This is a genomic window from Streptomyces sp. NPDC051243 (genome assembly GCF_044455405.1).
Lineage (GTDB): Bacteria > Actinomycetota > Actinomycetes > Streptomycetales > Streptomycetaceae > Streptomyces.
In genome coordinates, this window is sequence record NZ_JBITES010000002.1 from 204498 (window position 1) to 222077 (window position 17580).

General features: G+C 72.0%; 15 protein-coding genes and 1 pseudogene. 9 read left to right on the forward strand and 7 right to left on the reverse strand.

Annotated features, from left to right (window positions below):
* Positions 1–121 precede the first annotated feature (121 nt).
* On the reverse strand, positions 122–1231 hold the full coding sequence (locus ACIBAG_RS04815; RefSeq protein WP_399100990.1) for a GNAT family N-acetyltransferase: 1110 nt from the start codon (positions 1229–1231) through the stop codon (positions 122–124).
* 27 nt (positions 1232–1258) lie between these two features.
* Positions 1259–1909, reverse strand: coding sequence for a hypothetical protein (locus ACIBAG_RS04820; protein ID WP_399100992.1), 651 nt, complete (start codon positions 1907–1909; stop codon positions 1259–1261).
* A 289-nt stretch (positions 1910–2198) separates the two neighbouring features.
* On the opposite strand from ACIBAG_RS04820, the gene ACIBAG_RS04825 reads away from it, so the two are divergent.
* From ACIBAG_RS04825 to ACIBAG_RS04845, 5 genes are all read left to right on the forward strand, one after another.
* A complete protein-coding gene (locus tag ACIBAG_RS04825) occupies positions 2199–2873 on the forward strand; it encodes a maleylpyruvate isomerase family mycothiol-dependent enzyme (RefSeq protein WP_399100994.1) in 675 nt (224 codons plus the stop codon).
* 112 nt (positions 2874–2985) lie between these two features.
* Entirely contained in the window at positions 2986–3684 is a 699-nt protein-coding gene (locus tag ACIBAG_RS04830; RefSeq protein ID WP_399100996.1) for a copper homeostasis protein CutC, read from the forward strand.
* Positions 3685–3726: 42 nt separating this feature from the next.
* Positions 3727–4059 (forward strand): hypothetical protein, encoded by a 333-nt coding sequence (locus tag ACIBAG_RS04835; protein WP_399100998.1) that lies wholly within the window; start codon positions 3727–3729, stop codon positions 4057–4059.
* On the forward strand, positions 4056–5450 hold the full coding sequence (locus ACIBAG_RS04840; RefSeq protein ID WP_399101000.1) for a hypothetical protein: 1395 nt from the start codon (positions 4056–4058) through the stop codon (positions 5448–5450). Before ACIBAG_RS04835 ends, ACIBAG_RS04840 begins: the two co-directional genes overlap by 4 nt.
* A gap of 11 nt (positions 5451–5461) precedes the next feature.
* A complete protein-coding gene (locus ACIBAG_RS04845) occupies positions 5462–5746 on the forward strand; it encodes a hypothetical protein (protein ID WP_399101002.1) in 285 nt (94 codons plus the stop codon).
* Positions 5747–5767: 21 nt separating this feature from the next.
* Here the strand turns inward: ACIBAG_RS04845 and ACIBAG_RS04850 are convergent, their stop codons facing one another.
* The gene (locus tag ACIBAG_RS04850) at positions 5768–7861 is read right to left on the reverse strand and encodes a HelD family protein (RefSeq protein WP_399101004.1); all 2094 of its coding nucleotides are present in this window, start codon (positions 7859–7861) and stop codon (positions 5768–5770) included.
* 277 nt (positions 7862–8138) lie between these two features.
* On the opposite strand from ACIBAG_RS04850, the gene ACIBAG_RS04855 reads away from it, so the two are divergent.
* Positions 8139–8321, forward strand: coding sequence for a hypothetical protein (locus ACIBAG_RS04855; protein ID WP_399101006.1), 183 nt, complete (start codon positions 8139–8141; stop codon positions 8319–8321).
* 109 nt (positions 8322–8430) lie between these two features.
* Positions 8431–9153 (forward strand): annotated as a pseudogene (locus ACIBAG_RS04860) (glycosyltransferase 87 family protein); the annotation flags it as partial.
* 275 nt (positions 9154–9428) lie between these two features.
* On the opposite strand, the gene ACIBAG_RS04865 reads toward ACIBAG_RS04860, so the two are convergent.
* Complete coding sequence (locus tag ACIBAG_RS04865; protein ID WP_399101008.1) at positions 9429–11072, reverse strand: DNA repair helicase XPB; 1644 nt, start codon at positions 11070–11072, stop codon at positions 9429–9431.
* Between the two features lie 130 nt (positions 11073–11202).
* On the opposite strand from ACIBAG_RS04865, the gene istB reads away from it, so the two are divergent.
* On the forward strand, positions 11203–12420 hold the full coding sequence (gene istB / locus ACIBAG_RS04870; protein ID WP_399101010.1) for an IS21-like element helper ATPase IstB: 1218 nt from the start codon (positions 11203–11205) through the stop codon (positions 12418–12420).
* On the opposite strand, the gene ACIBAG_RS04875 is transcribed toward istB, so the two are convergent.
* The 3 genes from ACIBAG_RS04875 to ACIBAG_RS04885 form a co-directional block, all read right to left on the reverse strand.
* Positions 12398–12595 carry a hypothetical protein gene (locus tag ACIBAG_RS04875; RefSeq protein ID WP_399101012.1) on the reverse strand — a complete coding sequence of 66 codons (198 nt, stop codon included), beginning with the start codon at positions 12593–12595 and terminating at the stop codon, positions 12398–12400. The two genes, istB and ACIBAG_RS04875, sit on opposite strands and share 23 nt — an antisense overlap.
* A 127-nt stretch (positions 12596–12722) precedes the next feature.
* A complete protein-coding gene (locus ACIBAG_RS04880; protein WP_399101014.1) occupies positions 12723–12851 on the reverse strand; it encodes a hypothetical protein in 129 nt (42 codons plus the stop codon).
* Between the two features lie 165 nt (positions 12852–13016).
* Positions 13017–15719, reverse strand: coding sequence for a helicase-associated domain-containing protein (locus ACIBAG_RS04885; RefSeq protein WP_399101016.1), 2703 nt, complete (start codon positions 15717–15719; stop codon positions 13017–13019).
* 210 nt (positions 15720–15929) lie between these two features.
* Here ACIBAG_RS04885 and ACIBAG_RS04890 point away from each other — a divergent pair, with 210 nt between their 5' ends.
* Positions 15930–17570, forward strand: a complete 1641-nt coding sequence (locus tag ACIBAG_RS04890; protein ID WP_399101018.1) for a substrate-binding domain-containing protein — start codon at positions 15930–15932, stop codon at positions 17568–17570.
* Positions 17571–17580: the final 10 nt, after the last annotated feature.

Below are 17580 nucleotides of genomic sequence, written 5' to 3' on the forward strand. Positions count from 1 at the left end.
GTTACACAGACATGACGGAACGGCGCGGCGGGATGTGACGTCGGCGAAGGTGACGTGAGTCACGTGCGAGTGGCCCGGCGCACGGGTGAGGCGCGGGCGGTGCAGGGCCCGGCTGGGCCGCCTACTCCCGCTCCCTGCGGAGGTAGAGCCGCAGCGTCGGGTCCATGTCCCGCTCCTCCCGCGCCGTCTGCTCCTCCTCCACGGTCGCCCGCACGTAACCCGCGCGCGTGGCGACGCCCTGGGACGGGAGGTTGCCGGGGTCGATGGTCGCGCAGAGGAGCTGCACGTCCTCCCGGGCCAGGGACCACTCCGACAGTGCGCGCAGCGCCTCGCTCGCGTAGCCGCGTCCCCGGGCGCCCTCCACGAGGTCGTAGCCGACCTCCGCCCGGCCCTCCTCGTCGGGGGCGCCGTGGAAGCCCATGCCGCCGACCGCGAGGTCGTCCTCCTTCCGCACGAGGACGAACAGGCCGAACTCGGGGCGGTGCACGCCCGCCTCGTACGCCTTCAGCACCATCCCCGCGGCCTCCCTCGTCCCCTCGAAGGGGCCGCCCACGATCCAGGTGAACCCGCCGTCGCCGCCCGCGCTCAGGTCGGCGGCGGCCGCGGGGGTGACGCCCTGGAGGGTGAGGCGGTCGGTGGGGATGACCAGGTTGTTCTGCCAGCGCCACTCGGTGACGGGCGCGCGGCCGGGCAGGTCGCCGCGGCCGGTGGCCCACAGCAGGGTGCGCCAGTGGTCGGGGCCGGGCTGGACGCACGGGAAGATCGTGGTGAGGACGAACTCGGCTAGTTCGGCGGGAGGTTCGTACGCCAGGCCGAGCCCCTCGGCGATGTCGTGCGTGTGGAGCAGCACTTCGGCGATGCCCATCGCGGCGAAGCCGTCGCGGTTCGCGCTGCGGAACGGGTAGGGGTGGAAGCCGCGCGCCTCGCGGGGGGTGGTGCGGATGGTGGCGGTGAGCAAGGCGCCGGTGGTTTCGATGACTTGGAGCAGGCCCTCGTTGTCGGTGCCCTCGTCGAGGGTGATCTCGAAGGGGACGTAGGCGTCCTCGGCTCGTCCGGCCAGGTTGGCGGCGTAGGCGATGAGGTCTTCCGCGATGTGGAACGCGGTGGCGTGGCAGTCCCACTCCAGCCGCCCGGCCCGGACGGCCGTCCAGTCCCGGTCCGCCGCCGTCCTCAGCAGTGCCACGCAACCGGCCACGGCTTCCTGCACACGTTCCCCGCTTATGTCTCGCATGCCGTGCAGGCTACGGCGGCGCGCTGGTCAGAGCGACAGCATTTCCAGCTCCGAGGAGAGGTTGTAGCGGGCGGTCGCCTCCCACTCCTTCCTGCCGTGCGGGGTGCGGAACAGGCTTGGCAGTTCGAGGAGTTGGCGCAGAACAGCGGCGCGGCCCTCGCGGAAGGCGTCGTTCGGTACGAAGTGGTACTCCTCGCGCACGGCGGCCGTGTAGGCGGCGTACGCGGAGGGCGGCGCGGCGAGGATCGCGAGGTCGGCGTCGCACAGGACCTGGCCGTCGCGGTCGTCCGGCGCCGGGTCGTGGGTGGTGGTGAGGCGGACGAGGCGGGCCACCTCGGCGGTCCGCTCCGCGGGGACGCCGATCTCCGGAAGGGCGCGTTCGGCGAGCCGGGCGGAGCGCTCCTCGTTCTCGGAGCGGTCGGGCAGGTACACCGCGTCGTGGAACCAGGCGGCGAGGCGTACGACGTCCGGGTCGTCGGCGTGGCCGGCCAGCTCGTCGATGCGGTCCAGGACCGCGGTGAGATGGGTGAGCGTGTGATAGCGGCGCTGGGGCTCCTGCCAGCGGGTGAGCAGGTTGTCGGCGTACGGGGCCGGGTCGGGCGTGGTGGCGGGGCGGACGGCGTCGATGGCTCGGGTGAAGCGGGTGCGCAGGGCGTCGAGGGCGTGGGGATCGGCCATGGCGCCATTGTGACGCGTGCGGTGGCGTTCTCCCGGGCTCGGGCGCGGCCACCTAGGCCCTGTCGTTTGGATCAGGCCGGCTATGAGGTACGGCACCCTTGAGCCGACCCGAGCCGGGGGCGAGGGGGGTGCCCGCGCGCGAGCCGGGCGAAGCCGGTTCGCGCGCGGGGGAGTCGGCGAGTGACGACAACGCGGCTGGGGGTACCCCCTGCTCGAAGAGCTTGGGGGAGTGCGTGCCAGATCCCGCGACGCCGGGATGATCCAAACGACAGGGCCTAGCGTGGACGCCATGACTTCTGCTGACGTGCACGAGGTACGGGATCCCGAGCTGCCGGGGCGGTTGCTGGTCGTCGAGCGGGATGCGCTGGTTCCGTTGTTGCGGGCGCGGGCGGACGCCGACTTCGCGCTGCCGACCCGCGCGTGTCCGGGTTGGTCGGTGCGGGATGTGCTGGCGCACTGTTCGGCCGCGTTGATGCGGGTGGTGGAGAACCGGTTCGAGGAGGGCGTGTTCTCGCCCGAGTCCAACGACCGGGACATCGCCGAGCGGACCGACTGGAGCAACGCGCGGGTCGTCGACGAGCTGGAGCGCGGGATGACCGAGGCGGGGCCGGTGATCGCCAAGGCGGGCGGGGCGCTGGACGGCATCGCACTGGGCGAGTGGGTGCACGGCGGGGACGTACGGGAGGTGCTCGGGGAGCCGGGGGCGTACGCGGGCGCCGGGCTGCCGGACGCGCTCCGGCTGCTCGCGTGGCTGACCAGGGAGCGGCGGCATGTGCCGCTGCATGCCGACCTGGACGACGTCGACGAGCCCCTGCGCCTGGGCGAGGCGGCCGCCCCACGGCCACCGGCGCGGTACATCGGGGACGCCGCCACGCTCGTACGGCTGTATGCGGGGCGGCCGGTGGACGGGGCCTCGTACGAGCTCGCGGGGGCGCAGGCGAGGGAGCTGAACATCTTCGAGTGACCGTCGGGAGTCGGCCAAGTGGGCGGCCCTCCTCCGCTGCGGCTGCTCCACCCCGTACCCTGGGATTGGACTAGACCTGTAGCCGCCGTCGAATGCCGAGGAATGGGGTCCCATGAGCAAGCGTGCAGTCCTGGAGGTGATCGCCCTCGGCGTCGAGGACGCGGTCGCCGCCCAGGCCGGGGGTGCGGATCGGCTCGAACTGGTCACCGACATGGCGGCCGACGGGCTCACCCCGCCGGTCGAGACCGTCGCCGGGATCCGCGCCGCCGTCGGCATCGACCTGCGCGTGATGCTGCGGCTCGCGGACGGGTTCGCGGTGGGGGACGTCGAGCGGGTGGCGCGGACGGCTCGCGCGATGCGGGGTGCCGGGGCGGAGGAGTTCGTGCTCGGGTTTCTCGATACTGACGGCGGGGTGGACCTGGCGGCCGTCGAGCGGGTGGTGGATGAGCTGGACGGGTGCCGGTGGACCTTCCACCGGGCCATCGACCGGGCGGCTGACCGGGACGCGTTGCGCAAGCAGCTGGACGGGATGCCGGGGCTGGACACGTATCTCACGGCCGGGTCGGCGGCGGGGGTGGACGACGGACTTCCGACCTTGCTCGCCGAGGCGGCGCGCAGTGGGGAGCCCGGGTATGAGCAGCGGATCCTGGTGGGGGGCGGGCTGCGGCTCGACCATGTGCCGACGCTGCTTGCCGCCGGGGTCGACGGGTTCCATATCGGCGGGGCGGCCAGGCCCGGGGGCTGGGACGGTCCGGTGTCGGCGGAGGCCGTGGCCGAGTGGCGGGCGGCGTTGGATGTGGGGATGCGGTAGGGGCCGTGGACGGGCGTGGCATGAACTTGCCACTATTTTCGTATGACAAGTGGATTCTCGGCTGAGACTCCGTCGATCGACGGCAGCGCGCACCTGTTGCTCGAGCTGGCGTCCCTGCTCCACGCGGGCCGCCTCGACGGAGACGCCGGCACGATGGCGCGCTCACCCCGCTCGCATCCCGAAGTCGGCCGGAATGTCGAGGAGTTCGCGCGCTTCGCGGACGACCAGTACCAGGACCTGGTGACCCTGCTGACCGCGCTGTCCACGAAACTGCGTGCCACGGGTTCGGCGTATGTACAGGTGAACGGAACGGTCCAGGCCGATCTGGACCGCATTCTCGCCGACGGCCGCTATGTGGCCCCGAAGGACCGGTGACCGAGACCGCCATGACGACGTACCACGCCGATGTGGAGTTCCTGGAGGACTGCAATCCCGCGCTGATCGAGCGCAACGCCCAGGAGTTCACGCGGATGCGGGATCTGCTGGACTCCGTCGAGGACCCGGTGAAACGGGCGAAGGACGGCACGCAGTGGGAGAGCGTGCACCGGCAGTCCTACGACGAGCGGTTGGTGCAGGTCGCCTCCCTGGTCCGAGGGCTGTCCGACGGCTTCGGGAAGGCACGCAACGCGCTGCTCGGCTACGCGGACGCGGTGGCGGACGCCAAGCAGCACCTGGAGACCGGCATCCAGCACGAGTCGCGCCTGGACGCGTTGGTCGCCTCGGTGGCGACGGCCGTCACCCGTACCGCGCAGGCCGCCGAGCCGATGCGACGGTGGGAGGACATCCGCCAGACCACGGGGTTCCTCGACTGGATCGCCGAGATCGGGGTGGACGCCGACGCCATCCGGGAGGACGCCGAGCGCGAGTACGGCGCGGCGGAGGCGGCCTTCGCCCGGGCCCGGAGCATCGAGGAGAACGCCCGCCGGGACTGCCTGGGGCGGCTGCAGACGGCGTACGCCGACCTGCCGGACTTCCGGGGCGGTGACTTCAAGGACGGTCAGGACGTCATCGGCTGGATCGCCCCGATGATCGAGGAGGCGGCACAGGCCGCCCGCCTCGACGGCGACACCCGGCTGCCGGGCGGCGACCTGCGCAAGAACCCGTTCCCCTCCGCCGGCGACGCCCGCGTCTCGCCCGCGCTGCAGGACATCCGCAACCAGCTCAAGAGCCTGCCGGAGGGCGACAGTCTCTGGCTGCTGGACGAGTTCGGCGGCCGGGAAAGGTGGATCGGCAACAACAAGGAGCTGATCAACGCCGCGGCACAGCAGACCGGCCTGCCCCCGGACATGATCGCCGGGATCGCGTGGAAGGAGATCGGCGGCAAGCCGTATGTCCTGGACAGCGTCACGGAGACCGCCCGCGAGGCGGCCGAGGGATGGTTGAGCCCCGTCATCCCCGACAATCTGCCGGGACCGCTGGCGGGCGACCGGGACAACACCTCCTACGGGCCCATGGCGGTACAGATCCGGCGCGCGGCGGAAGTGCTGGGCTACGACCCGGACCGGCTGAGCGAGGACCAGCGCGACGAGATCCGCGGGGCGCTGAAGGACCCGGCGCAGAATCTGTTCATCGCCTCGAAGTACCTGGCGAACCTGAAGGCGGAGAGCGAGTTCGCCGATGTGCCGGCCGACCAGATGACGGCAGCCCAGTACCGCGAGCTGGCCGCACGCTACAACGGCGGCCCGTACTACCAGGGCGAGCAGGCGCAGGCGTACGCCGACGACTTCGAGACGCACCGCGCCGAAGCGGGGCGGGCACTGCGGTGAGGAAACGTGCGATGGCGAGCGCCACCGTGCTGGTGGCGCTCAACGGCCTGGCGCTGTGCCTGGTGGCCCTGGCCTACTACTTCATGCCGCAGTACCGCCTCGACCGCGACACCCTGGACAGCGCGGGCACCTGCGCCCTCCTCGGCGCCTGTGCCGGCGGCCTCGCCCTGCTGCTGACCTGGCCGACCGTGGCCGCCGGGTGGCTCAGGCGGGGGTGGTACCTGGTGCCGCTCGGCCTGTCGGTACTCGCGGTGGTCCGCTATGTGTACCTGGATATGGCCTACGACGCCTGGTAGCGCGCCTCCCAGGGCGCCCGGTCATCCCTCCAGCTGAGCGGGCAGCGGCGCCCCGTGCACCACGATCAGCCCCGACACCGCTCGCGTCAGCGCCACGTACAACCGCCGCAGCCCCGTCCGCTCGTCCGGCTCGCCGTCCACCACCGCCTGGGGCTCGTCCAGTACGACGTAGTCGTACTCCAGACCCTTCGCGAGCGATGCCGGGACCAGCGTCAGGCGGGTCTCCCGAGTCGTCTCCTCGCCTGGGGCCAGGTAGGTGATCCCGGCCGCCGTCAGTGCCCCCGCAAGCTCCGGGACACGGGCATCCGCGGCGATCAGCCCCACCGACCCCTCCCTGCCCAGCAACTCCCCGCACGCTGCGACGACTTCGGCCGTCTCCGACGCCGTACGGACCTCGAAGAACCCGGGGTTCTCACGGATCGACGCCACCGGAGTCAGCCCCGGCGCGATGTGGGGGAGGAGGCGCGAGGCGTACGTGATCACGTCCGTCGGGACGCGGAAGCCCGCCGTCAGTTCCTCGATGACGCCGTCCGACTTGCCGAGGTGGGCCAGCGCCTCGTCCCAACTGCGGGTCGCCCAGGGGGTCGTGCCCTGCGCCAGGTCGCCGAGGACCGTCGCCGAACCGGTCGTGCAGCGGCGGCCCACCGCCCGGTACTGCATGGGGGAGAGGTCCTGCGCCTCGTCGAGGACGACATGGCCGAGGGACGGGGTCCGGGAGACGAGGTCCGCCGCCTCGTCGATCAGGACCGCGTCCGCCGCCGACCAGCCGGCGGACTTCACCGACCGCGCCGGCTTCGCCCACAGGATCGTCTTCTGCTCGTCCTCGTCGAGGATCCCGGCCGCGTGCTCGGCCAGGAAGTCGGCGTCGGCGAGCAGGCGCAGCACCAGTTTGGCCGGGTCGACCGGCGGCCAGATCTCCTTGACGGCCGCCTTCACCGCGCTGTTGCGGGCCACCGCGTCCTGCACCCGGTCGTCCGGCGCCTCGCCCGACCGCTCCATCTGGACCAGCACAGCGTGCGCGATGCGCTGCGGAAGGGCCTCGCGGGCGGCGCCGTATCGGATGTCGCGGTCGAGCAACTCGCGGACGATCTCCTCGAGTTCGTACGCCGGGACACGCCAGCGACGTGATCCCCGTACGACGACCACCGCCTCCGTCGGCATGGTCACATGCGAGTACACCGCCCGCCGCAGCACCTCCGCCATCCTCGCGTCGCCCTTGATCACCGCGGCCGCCGCGTCGTCCGTACCGCGCACCTCCACGTGGGCGACCAGGTCGTCCACCGTCGCCTGGCGGACCGTCAACTCGCCCAGCGCCGGGAGCACCTGCTCGATGTAGTGCAGGAAGGACTTGTTCGGCCCGATGACGAGCGTGCCGGTGCGGGCGAGCCGCTCGCGGTGGGCGTACAGCAGATACGCCACCCGGTGCAGGCCCACCGCCGTCTTCCCGGTGCCGGGGCCTCCCTGCACGCACACGGTGCCGCCGAGCCCGGACCGTACGATCTCGTCCTGCTCCGGCTGGATGGTCGCCACGATGTCCCGCATCGGGCCGACGCGCGGGCGCTCGATCTCCTGCTGCAGGAGTTTGCTGGTGCGGGCCTCCCCGGCGGAGCCGGATAGTGTCACAGCGGCGGGGTCGGAGAGGTGCTCGTCCTCGTACGCCGTCAGATCGCCGCCCGTGTAACCGAAGCGGCGGCGCAGCGCGATGTCCATCGGGTCCTTCTTGGACGCCCGGTAGAACGGCTGGGACACCGGCGCACGCCAGTCGATGACCATCGGGTCGCCGTCCGCGTCGTGCACATGCCGACGCCCGATGTAGAAGCGTTCACCTTCCGCGCCCTCGGCCCCCTCGGCGCCCGGCGCATGCAGATAGTCGAGTCGGCCGAAGAACAGCGGGGTGTCGCTGAGGTCGGCCAGGGACTTGATCCGCTCGTCGATCTGATGGGCGAGGACTTCGGCGTTGACCCAGTTCGCGGTGACATCGCTGATGTCCAGGGACTCGACGTCCTCGCGCATGGCGCGCAGGGCGGCGCGGGACTCGGCCAGGTGGGTGCGCTCCCGGGAGAGCGGGTCGAGCGGGTCGAGGGGGCCGAGCGGGTCGTCGACGGGCGTGGACAAGGGGGTGCCTCCGGAGGACCTGCGGGTGAGTGGTCGAGAGAGCCGACCGGTTTCCGTCCGGACGGCGGCACTCCGTGAACGGAGGCGGGCAAGAGCGGAGATTTTAGGTGAGCGCCCTCCTCGGACGCCAACGGATTTTCCACCCCTGGTGCGACCCTTAGGGGAAGCGGCCTCCCCCCTGGGGGTAGGGGGTACATCCGGAGGCGTACGGGGGCGGTGCGCGGCTTGGCACCGCAGGGCGATGCGTACTCCGTGTCTGCGAATCCATCATGGAGACATGAGCGCAGCAACCATCCACCCAGCCCCTCCGGGCCCCCGAGGAGCGACAGCGCTCCAGGGGAGCCATCATCGTCACCGCATCGGTGAAGCCCTGCGTGCCGTCAGGGTGTTCGCGGGTGCCGCCTTCGACGTGATCATCCTCGGTGAGTACGGCGAGGAGGCGGGCGTCCGCCACAAGTGACACCTAGTGTCGCTCCGTGGCCCGCCGATCACACGGAGCAACTCCCTGCTGTCTTCCGACTCTTTCCCTCCTCGCCTTCACCGCCCTCTGCCTCCACCAGCACCTCCCGATGGCCGACGCGCTGGTCTACCGGGCGGAAGGAGAAGCCGTCCTGAGCGGCGGCGATCACCTCTACGACTTCACCGTCACCGAGTGGCACCTCCCCGCCACCTACCCGCCCTTCGCGGCACTCCTCTTCGTCCCGACGGCGCTGATCCCCGTCGCCGTCCTCAAGGGGGCCTTCCTGGCGGGCAACGCGCTCCTGCTCGCCGTACTCGTCCGTCTCTCCGCGCGCCTGGCGAACCTGCCCCTCCGCCTCCCGGCCCTGTGCGCCGCCACGGCCCTGGCCCTGTGGCTGGAACCGGTCTTCCAGACCCTCGTCTTCGGCCAGATCAACCTCGCCCTGGCCTGCCTGGCCCTGTGGGACCTGACCCGGCCGCCGGGCGCGCGCGGCAAGGGCACGGCGGTCGGTGTCGCCGCCGGGATCAAACTCACCCCGGCGATCTTCATCGCGTACCTGCTGCTGCGCGGGCGCCGACGGGAGGCGCGCGCGGCGACCGCGGCCTTCGCGGGGACGGTCGCGCTCGGCGCCCTCGCCCTGCCCTCCGCGAGCCTCGACTTCTGGACCCGCCGGCTCTACGAGACGGACCGCGTGGGCAAGGTGTGGATCATCGACAACCAGTCGCTGCGGGGCCTGATCGCCCGCGCCCTGGGTGATCAGGCCCCGGGCCCCGGCTGGCTGCTGCTCCCGGCAGCCGTGGTCGCGATCATCGGCCTGTGGACGGCGGCGCGGGCAGCCGAGGAGAGCGACGCCCTGCTCGTCACGGCGTTCACCGCGCTGCTGATCTCGCCGATCAGCTGGTCGCATCACTGGGTGTGGTGCGTCCCGCTGATCGCCGTACTCCTGGCGGGCGGCCGTACGCGACTGGCCTGCGCGGTCGTCGCGCTCTTCACGGCCCGCACGATGTGGCTGCTCCCGCACGAGGGCGAGCTGGACCTCCGACTGACGTGGTGGCAGCAGCCGTTGGCGTCGCCGTACCCGCTCCTGACCCTCGCCCTGCTGGCCGCCTACTCCTGCGCGAGGATCTCGTCGGCGTCCACGATCCGGTACGCGTACCCCTGCTCGGCCAGGAAGCGCTGGCGGTGGGCGGCGAAGTCCTGGTCGATCGTGTCGCGGGCGACGACCGAGTAGAAGTGCGCCTGGTGGCCGTCCGACTTGGGCCGCAGCACCCGCCCCAGCCGCTGCGCCTCCTCCTGCCGCGACCCGAAGGTGCCCGACACCTGGATGGCGACCGTCGCCTCCGGCAGGTCGATGGAGAAGTTCGCGACCTTGGACACGACGAGGACGCTGATCTCGCCCTCCCGGAAGGCGTCGAAGAGCTTCTCGCGCTGGGCGTTGGAGGTCTCGCCCTTGATCACGGGCGCGTTCAGGTGCTCGCCCAGTTCGTCGAGCTGGTCGATGTACTGGCCGATCACCAGGATCTGCTGTCCGGCGAACTTGCGGACGATGGCCTCGGTGACCTTCCGCTTGGTGTCGGTCGTCGCGCAGAAGCGGTACTTCTCCTCCTGCTCGGCGGTGGCGTACGCGAGCCGCTCGGAGTCGGTGAGATTGACGCGGACCTCGACGCAGTCGGCGGGCGCGATGTAGCCCTGCGCCTCGATCTCCTTCCACGGCGCGTCGAACCGCTTCGGGCCGATCAGCGAGAACACGTCCGACTCCCGCCCGTCCTCCCGGACGAGGGTCGCGGTCAGGCCCAGCCGGCGCCGGGCCTGGAGGTCGGCGGTGAACTTGAAGACGGGCGCGGGCAGCAGGTGCACCTCGTCGTAGACGATGAGGCCCCAGTCGCGGGAGTCGAAGAGCTCCAGATGCGGATAGACACCCTTCCGCTTCGTCGTCAGTACCTGGTACGTGGCGATGGTGACGGGCCGGATCTCCTTGCGCGTCCCGCTGTACTCCCCGATCTCGTCCTCGGTCAGCGACGTCCGCTTCACCAGCTCGTGCTTCCACTGCCGGGCCGAGACGGTGTTCGTGACGAGGATGAGCGTGGTCGACTTCGCCTGCGCCATGGACCCGGCGCCGACGAGGGTCTTCCCGGCGCCACAGGGCAGCACGACGACCCCGCTGCCGCCGTGCCAGAAGTTCTCCACGGCCTGCTTCTGGTACGGCCGCAGGGCCCACCCGTCCTCGGCCAGCTCGATCGGGTGCGCCTCGCCGTCCACATATCCGGCGAGGTCCTCGGCGGGCCAGCCCAGCTTCAGCAGCGTCTGCTTGATCTGCCCGCGCTCGGAGGGGTGCACGGCGACGGTGTCCGGATCGATCCGGGCGCCGACCAGCGGAGCGATCCGCTTCGAGCGCAGCACCTCCTCCAGCACCGGGCGGTCGGTGGTGGTGAGGACGAGGCCGTGGGTGGGGTGCTTGCTCAGCGTCAGCCGGCCGTACCGGTCCATCGTGTCGGCGATGTCGACCAGCAGCGCGTGCGGCACGGGGTAACGGCTGTAGGTCACCAGCGCGTCCACGACCTGCTCGGCGTCGTGCCCGGCCGCGCGCGCGTTCCACAGGCCGAGCGGTGTCACCCGGTAGGTGTGGATGTGCTCCGGCGCCCGCTCCAGTTCCGCGAACGCCGCGATCGCCCGACGGCACTCGTCGGCCTGCTCGTGATCGACCTCGAGGAGCAGTGTCTTGTCCGACTGGACGATCAGTGGTCCGTTCACGTGCGTCAGCCCTTCCGCTCGACCACTCGGCCAAACGTCCAGTGTGCCTGATCGTCTCCGGAGTCCTACAGGATGAGTTTTCATTCGTGTGAGTGGCGTGGTTTCACCTGTACGGCCGTGGCTGCGAAGAATGCCCACCGTGCAGGCCATCACTCGTGATCCGTCCCCCACGACCACCACTCTCGGCTACGCCCTGTTCGCCACCCGCTGGCTGCAGGCCCCGCTCTACTTCGGCCTGGTGGCCGCACAGGGGGTGTACGTCTACAAGTTCTTCAACGAGCTGTGGACGTTAGTGCTCCGGTGCGTGACCGGGCAGGCCACCGAGACCTACGTCATGCTCGCCGTGCTGAAGCTCGTCGACGTCGTGATGATCGCCAATCTGCTGATCATGGTGATCGTCGGCGGCTACGAGACGTTCGTCTCCCGCATCGGTCTGCAGGGCCACCGCGACCAGCCCGAATGGCTCTCGCACGTGAACTCCAACGTGCTGAAGGTCAAGCTGGCCACCGCCATCGTGGGCATCTCCTCGGTGCATCTGCTGCAGATGTTCGTGGACGTCCACCACACCTCGCGCCACTCGCTGCTGTGGGGCACGGTGATCCACATGGCGTTCATCGCCTCGGCGGCGATCCTGGCGTACATGTCGGGGCCGATGGCCGCGCACGCCGAGCGCGGCGACCGGCACGCGCACCGTGAACACGCTCCCGACGAGCCCGCCGCGAAGGCCTTCGTCCCGGCCCAGGTCACCACCCGTGAGGACGAGCCGAGCGCCGAGCAGCGGCTGCGTGCCGCCGGTTTTCCCGCCCGGAAGCGGCTGGAGGACTTCGACTCCGAGCACCCGCGCTCCTTCGACCGGGAGGCCGTGGCCGGGCTCGGCAAGCTGGACTTCGTCGCCGCCCGCCGCAACGTGGTCTTCGTGGGCCCGCCCGGCACCGGCAAGACGCATCTGGCCGTCGGCCTCGGCGTGCGCGCCTGTCAGGCCGGCCACTCGGTGCTGTTCGCGACCGCCGAGGAGTGGGCCGCCCGGCTGGCCGGCGCCCGGGACGCCGGGCGGCTCGCCGAGGAACTGGCCGCGCTCGACGACCACGCCGTGCTGATCGTCGACGAGATCGGCTACACCCCCTTCGACGCGGACACCACCGCCCTCTTCTTCCAGCTGATCGCCCACCGCTACGAACGGGCCTCGCTGATCGTGACCGGCGACCGGCCGCTCGGCCGCTGGGACGAGATCTTCGGCGGCCCCTCCACGCTGGCGATGGTGGACCGGCTGGCCCACCACGCCGACGTCGTACGGATCGACGGGGACAGCTACCGGATGCGGCGGGCTACTTCAGCGTGGGCAGATTGAGGTTGTTGACCAGCGGCTGGGCGAACAGGTGCCCGTCGATGTTGACGATCGGCTCGCCTCCGGACCCGGCGGCCGGGAGCGGCAGGGGCAGGGCGGAGGCGGGGGCCGCGGCGGCCAGTACGCCGATGATCAGGGCGGCGGCGACGGTGGCGAGGCGGGTCGAGGTGGGGCGCATGAGTGCTGGCGGACCTTTCTGATGCCGGGGTGTGACAGATGGCGTGACAGATGGCGTGGAAGGTGGTGTGCGCGCCGGACGGGCCGGACCCGGGGACACGGGTCCGGCCCGACGCGTGGACGGAGGGTCAGATCGCCGGAGTCTCGAGGACGAACCCGGCTGCGTCGATGACGACCGCGGCCGCCTGGGTGGCGAAGGCTCCGATCATGGTGGCGGTGGCGGTCAGCACGGTGGCGATGCGGCGCGCAGTGCGCATGGGACAACTACCTCTCTGTTTCGCTCACTTGAGCGCGATCAGGACATCCGGTGGCTGCCCTGCGCCGCGCGAGGCGATGCGGAGGTCCCCGCAAGCTCCCTCAACAGTGGGAAGAGCCCGGCGTGGCGTGCATGAAACGCCGCGTACGCCCGAACGGGTGGCACCTCAGATCTGGTCGTCCGCCAGCTCCGCCACTCCCGTGATCCGGTGCAACGGATACGTCCGCACCTCGTCCGCGGTGTGGTCGTACGCCGTCACGAACCCGCCCTCGACGCGCACCGGGGCGATCACCCGCTGACTCGCGGCGCCCTCGGCGTTGACGTACCCGATCCACAGCGCCTCGCCGGTCAGGACGGCGGCCTGCATGGTGGCGAGGGTCTCGGCGGAGGTGGTCCGGGGCAGCGCACCGCCGGTCACCGGGGCCGCGCTCGCGCTGGGCTTGCGCGGTGTCGTGGAGGCGACGTCGCCCGCCCGGATGGCGCGGATCGCGGCCGCCAGCAGCGTGGCGTCCGGCGTCGGCGGGCCGTCCGGGACCGGTTCGGGTGCCGTGCGCGGCGGGGTGCGGTGGGCGTCGGCGCGGGTGATCAGGACGTCGCCCTCGGCCGACTCGGCGGCCGGCGCGAAACCCATCGCGCGCAGGCCCTCCAGCAGCGTGGCCGGATCGGCCTGGGCGGCGAGCACCGTCGGCGCGAGGCGGCGCAGGCGCAGGCCGGCCGCCCGCTTGTCGGCGAGGATCTCGTTCAGCATCGCGTCGTCGTCGCAGCGGACGTACGCCGAGGCGGCGCCCACCCGCAGATGCCCGTGCTTACGGGCCACGTCGTCGATCAGATACGCCAGCGGCTGCGGCACCGGCGTCCGCGAGTGCTCGGCGAGGAAGGCGTGCAGATCGGAGGCGCTGCGCCCGGCGTCCAAGGCACGGCGCACCGAGCCCGGCGTGAACCGGTACACCGTCGCCCCGCCCTTCGACTCCACGTCCGCGAGCACGTCCAGCATGTCGGCGAGCGGCCGCCGCAGCGGCCCCGGCGCCACGGCCGTGAGGTCGGCCTGGAGCAGGACGTGGTCGAGCGGCTCGGGCAGCAGCGGGGCGAGCAGGCGGGCGGCGGCAGCGGTGGCGACGGCCTGCTCGGTGGGGGAGAGGGGCTCGGGGGAAGCGGCGGGGCGGGAGTGCTCGTGATGGATCGGGAGCTTGTCGCCGGGGCCTGCGGGGGCGTCGGCGGGCCGGGCCGGCGCCGAGGAGTCGGCGTCGCCGCTTGCCGCCGAAGGACGCGTGGCCGAAGGGCCGGCGTCGCGCATCGGCGCCGAAGGGCCGGCATCGCGGGTCGGCGCCGATGGGCCCGTGGCCGACGGGCCCCCGCCCCGGCCCGCCCCATCCCGCTCGGTCGCAGTCGTCGCCGACGCCCCCAGCAACGCCCGACCGTGCCCCGACAGCGCGCCCCGCCCGGTCACCCCCAGCAGCTCCGCCTCGCTCAGCGCCCACCGGGCCAGCCTGCCGCGCAGGTCGTCGTCCTGCTGAGGGCCGCGCAGCGGCCGCTCCCAGCGCAGCCGCGCCAGCACCGACTCGGCGGACGGGGACTGGCCCTGCGGCAGGCCGGCGAGCAGGGTCAGCACCCGGTGCCGTACCTCCGGCGCGGCGGAGCGGTCGAGGCCCGGGCCCAGCGTGGACAGCGTGCGCTCCTTCGCGTCCCGCCCGCCGACCAGCCCGGCCGTGCGCGTCGCCGTCAGCCACGCCTGCGCCAGCCGGGCCCAGCGCTGGGCGGGGGGCTGGTCCAGCCACTCGTCGTAGGCGGGCGTCGCCGCGTACCGCTCGTCGGCCTCGCCGTCGGAGGCCAGCAGTCCGGCGGCGTAGGCCAGCTCGACCCAGAAGGCGGCGACGGGCTCGGGCACGTCGAGGGCGACGGCGGTCCGCTTGAGGTCGCGCACGCTCAGCCCGCCGGCCCGCAGCACGGCCGGCCCGCCCTCGTCCCAGTCCTTGAGGAGTTCCTCGACGGTCGCCAGCGCCGTGTAGGCCTGTCCGGCCGCCGTCGCGTCCACAACCTGTGGACTGTGCGTCGAGGCCGCCTCGACGGGCGGCGGCAGCGGCTCGGTGGCGCGGTGCGCCCGGCCCGCGCGCAGGTGCAGGGCCACCTCGCGGGGGAGTACGACCGTGCCGGGCGTCGTGGGCAGGAGGAGGCCGCGGTCCAGGAGCCAGCGCAGGCGGGGCGCCGGGTCGGCGGTGACCTGCCCGTACGGCGGCCCCCAGACGAGGCGGGCCAGGACCTCCAGGGACTCCTCCGGGGCGTCGGCGAGCAGGGCATTCATGCGCCGCCGGTCGGTGAACAGGGCGGTGAGCGAGGCCACGGCGGACACGGCGTCGTGCGTCGAGGGCAGCCCGGCCGTCGTGACGATCTCCTGGATACGGCCCGGGGACATGCCGGAGGTGGCCTCCTGCACGGTCGGCCCGAGCCCGGTCGGTGACGGATGCTGCGGCGTCGGCGCCAGCAGTTCGCGGACCGTGCGGACGAGGCGCAGCCGGTCGTCGCCGCCCCACACCAGGGCCTGGTCGCGCAGGGTTCCCAGGGCGTGCGGCAGGGCGCCGGCCACGGCCGGGTCGCCCGCGTCGCCGGTCATCAGGCCGAGCAGTTCGTCGTACGTCGCCGGGTCCGCCGCCACGGCCAGCGCCTCCGCCGTCTGCAGCGCGAAACGGTCCAGCCGCTCCAGCGCGCGCACGACGGAGGCCCGGGTGCCGGCGCGGGTCGCCAGCTGGGTGAGGTCGGTCGGGACGGGCGTGATGAGGTCGGGCCGGCTGCGCAGGAGTACGGCCAGCGAGGCGTCGTCCCGCGCGCGGAGAGCCTCCGCGAGGGAACGGGGCGGTGTAGCCGGGTCGCTCATCCTGCCCACGTTAGCGGGTGGGCAGCGGGGCAGGGGGTGCGTCGTCCGCCCGGAACGCCGTCCGACGGGCGAACAGAACGTTTCACAAATGACCCTCGGATGAACATCGTCCGGAGGAATCCGGCGCCACTGGCAACACCCCGCACCCACTGGTCACCCTGGGCACCCTGTCAACTACTTCACGGCTCAAGGGGATTCGGGGGCCCGGCGGTGAGCGAACAGGTCGAGCAGTGGATCGCGATCCTGAGTCTCGCGTTCCCGGTGGCGGCGTTCCTGTGGGAGTTCGCCATCGTCGGCCGCAAGCGGCTCGGATACCGCGTGCAGATGGACACCCTGGCCGCGGACGCGGCCGACAAGCCGTACGCCGATGTGCTGGGGGACATGCGGCACGACGGCCACCGGCTCAAGGACCCCTCGTTCGTCCTGCTGCGCATCGAGAACGCCGGATCCGCCAAGATCGTCTCCGAGGACTATCTGGCCGATCCCTCCGACCCGTACGGCATCAAGGTCACCTTCCGCAACCGCCGGGTCGCGGCCGTGGTCCTCACCGATCCGAGCAACAACGCGCTGCGTGACTTCTTCTTCGAGGAGGTGACGGAGGGCGACAACGTCCGCGTCGTCGCCAAGCCCGGCTTCCGCCGCAACAACAACGCCCGGGACCGCACGGGCACCATCCGGCTGCCGAAGGTGACGCTGCCCCGAGGGGCCGAGTACAAGGTGCTCGTCGTGCTGGAACGCTGGCCCGAGGACGACGGCAAAGAGCCCTTCCCGGACCCGGACGTCCAGGGCACCGACGGGCACGACCGCTGGTACGACCCGCTGGTGCGGTTCCTGCGGCTGAAGGCGACCAGGACCGAGAGCCATGTCTTCGCCTCCCGGCCCGCCTGGTGGGCCATGTGGATCCTGATCGCGGCCGTCGTCGTCCAGGCCGGCTTCACGCTGTTCCTCCGCGAGGACCGGCGGCCCCCGCTGGACTGCGTCGGCGGCACCCTGCACCTGCACGGCTCCACCGCGTTCGCGCCCGCCGTCGAGGCCGCGGCCCGCGACTACCTCAAGAGGTGCGAGGGGGCGGATGTGCGCATCCCTCTCGCGGAGGACACCTTCACGGGCAGCACCGACGGGGTCACCGACCTGGACGATGCCGGCCGGGACGCCGGGATCCAGGTCGGCGAGGGCCTCGGCGACCACATCGCCTTCACCGACGGCCTCGCCGAGGACGGTCACCCCAACCTGATACCCAAGCCCGTCGCCTTCTCCGTGTTCACCATCGTCGTCAACAAGGGCGCGAACGTACAGAACCTGACGCTGGAGCAGATCCGCGACATCTTCGCAGGCCGGGTCCGGAACTGGTCCGAGGTCGGCGGCAACAAGGTGCCCGTCCACCTGGTCAACCGCCAGCCCGGCTCGGGCACCCGCAAAACCCTGGTCGCCAAGGTCCTGGACGGCAGGGAACCGCCCCAGTTCACGGAGACCGACTGCGCGGCCCTCGGCGAGAATCAGTACGGCCGCTGCGAGGTCGGCAGCACCGACGCCATGCTGGACAGGACCGCCTCGACCCCCGGTGCCATCGGCTACAGCGAGGCCGCCGGAGTCGACGGCCACCCGGCCGCCGGCAAGCTGGTCAAGCTGAAGATCGACGGCAAGGAATCGACGGCGGACGGCGTCGAGGACACCAACTATCCCTACTGGCAGACCGAGTTCGCCTACACCTACGGCCCGGTACCGGCCGGCTCGATCGCGGCCGCCTTCCTCAACTTCCTCACCCAGCAGAGCGGCCGCGACCTCCTGCGCGAACACGGCCACGGCCTCTGCTCGGAAGCACAGAACTCGGGTGAGTGCCGCCCGGTCTGACCGCGCCACC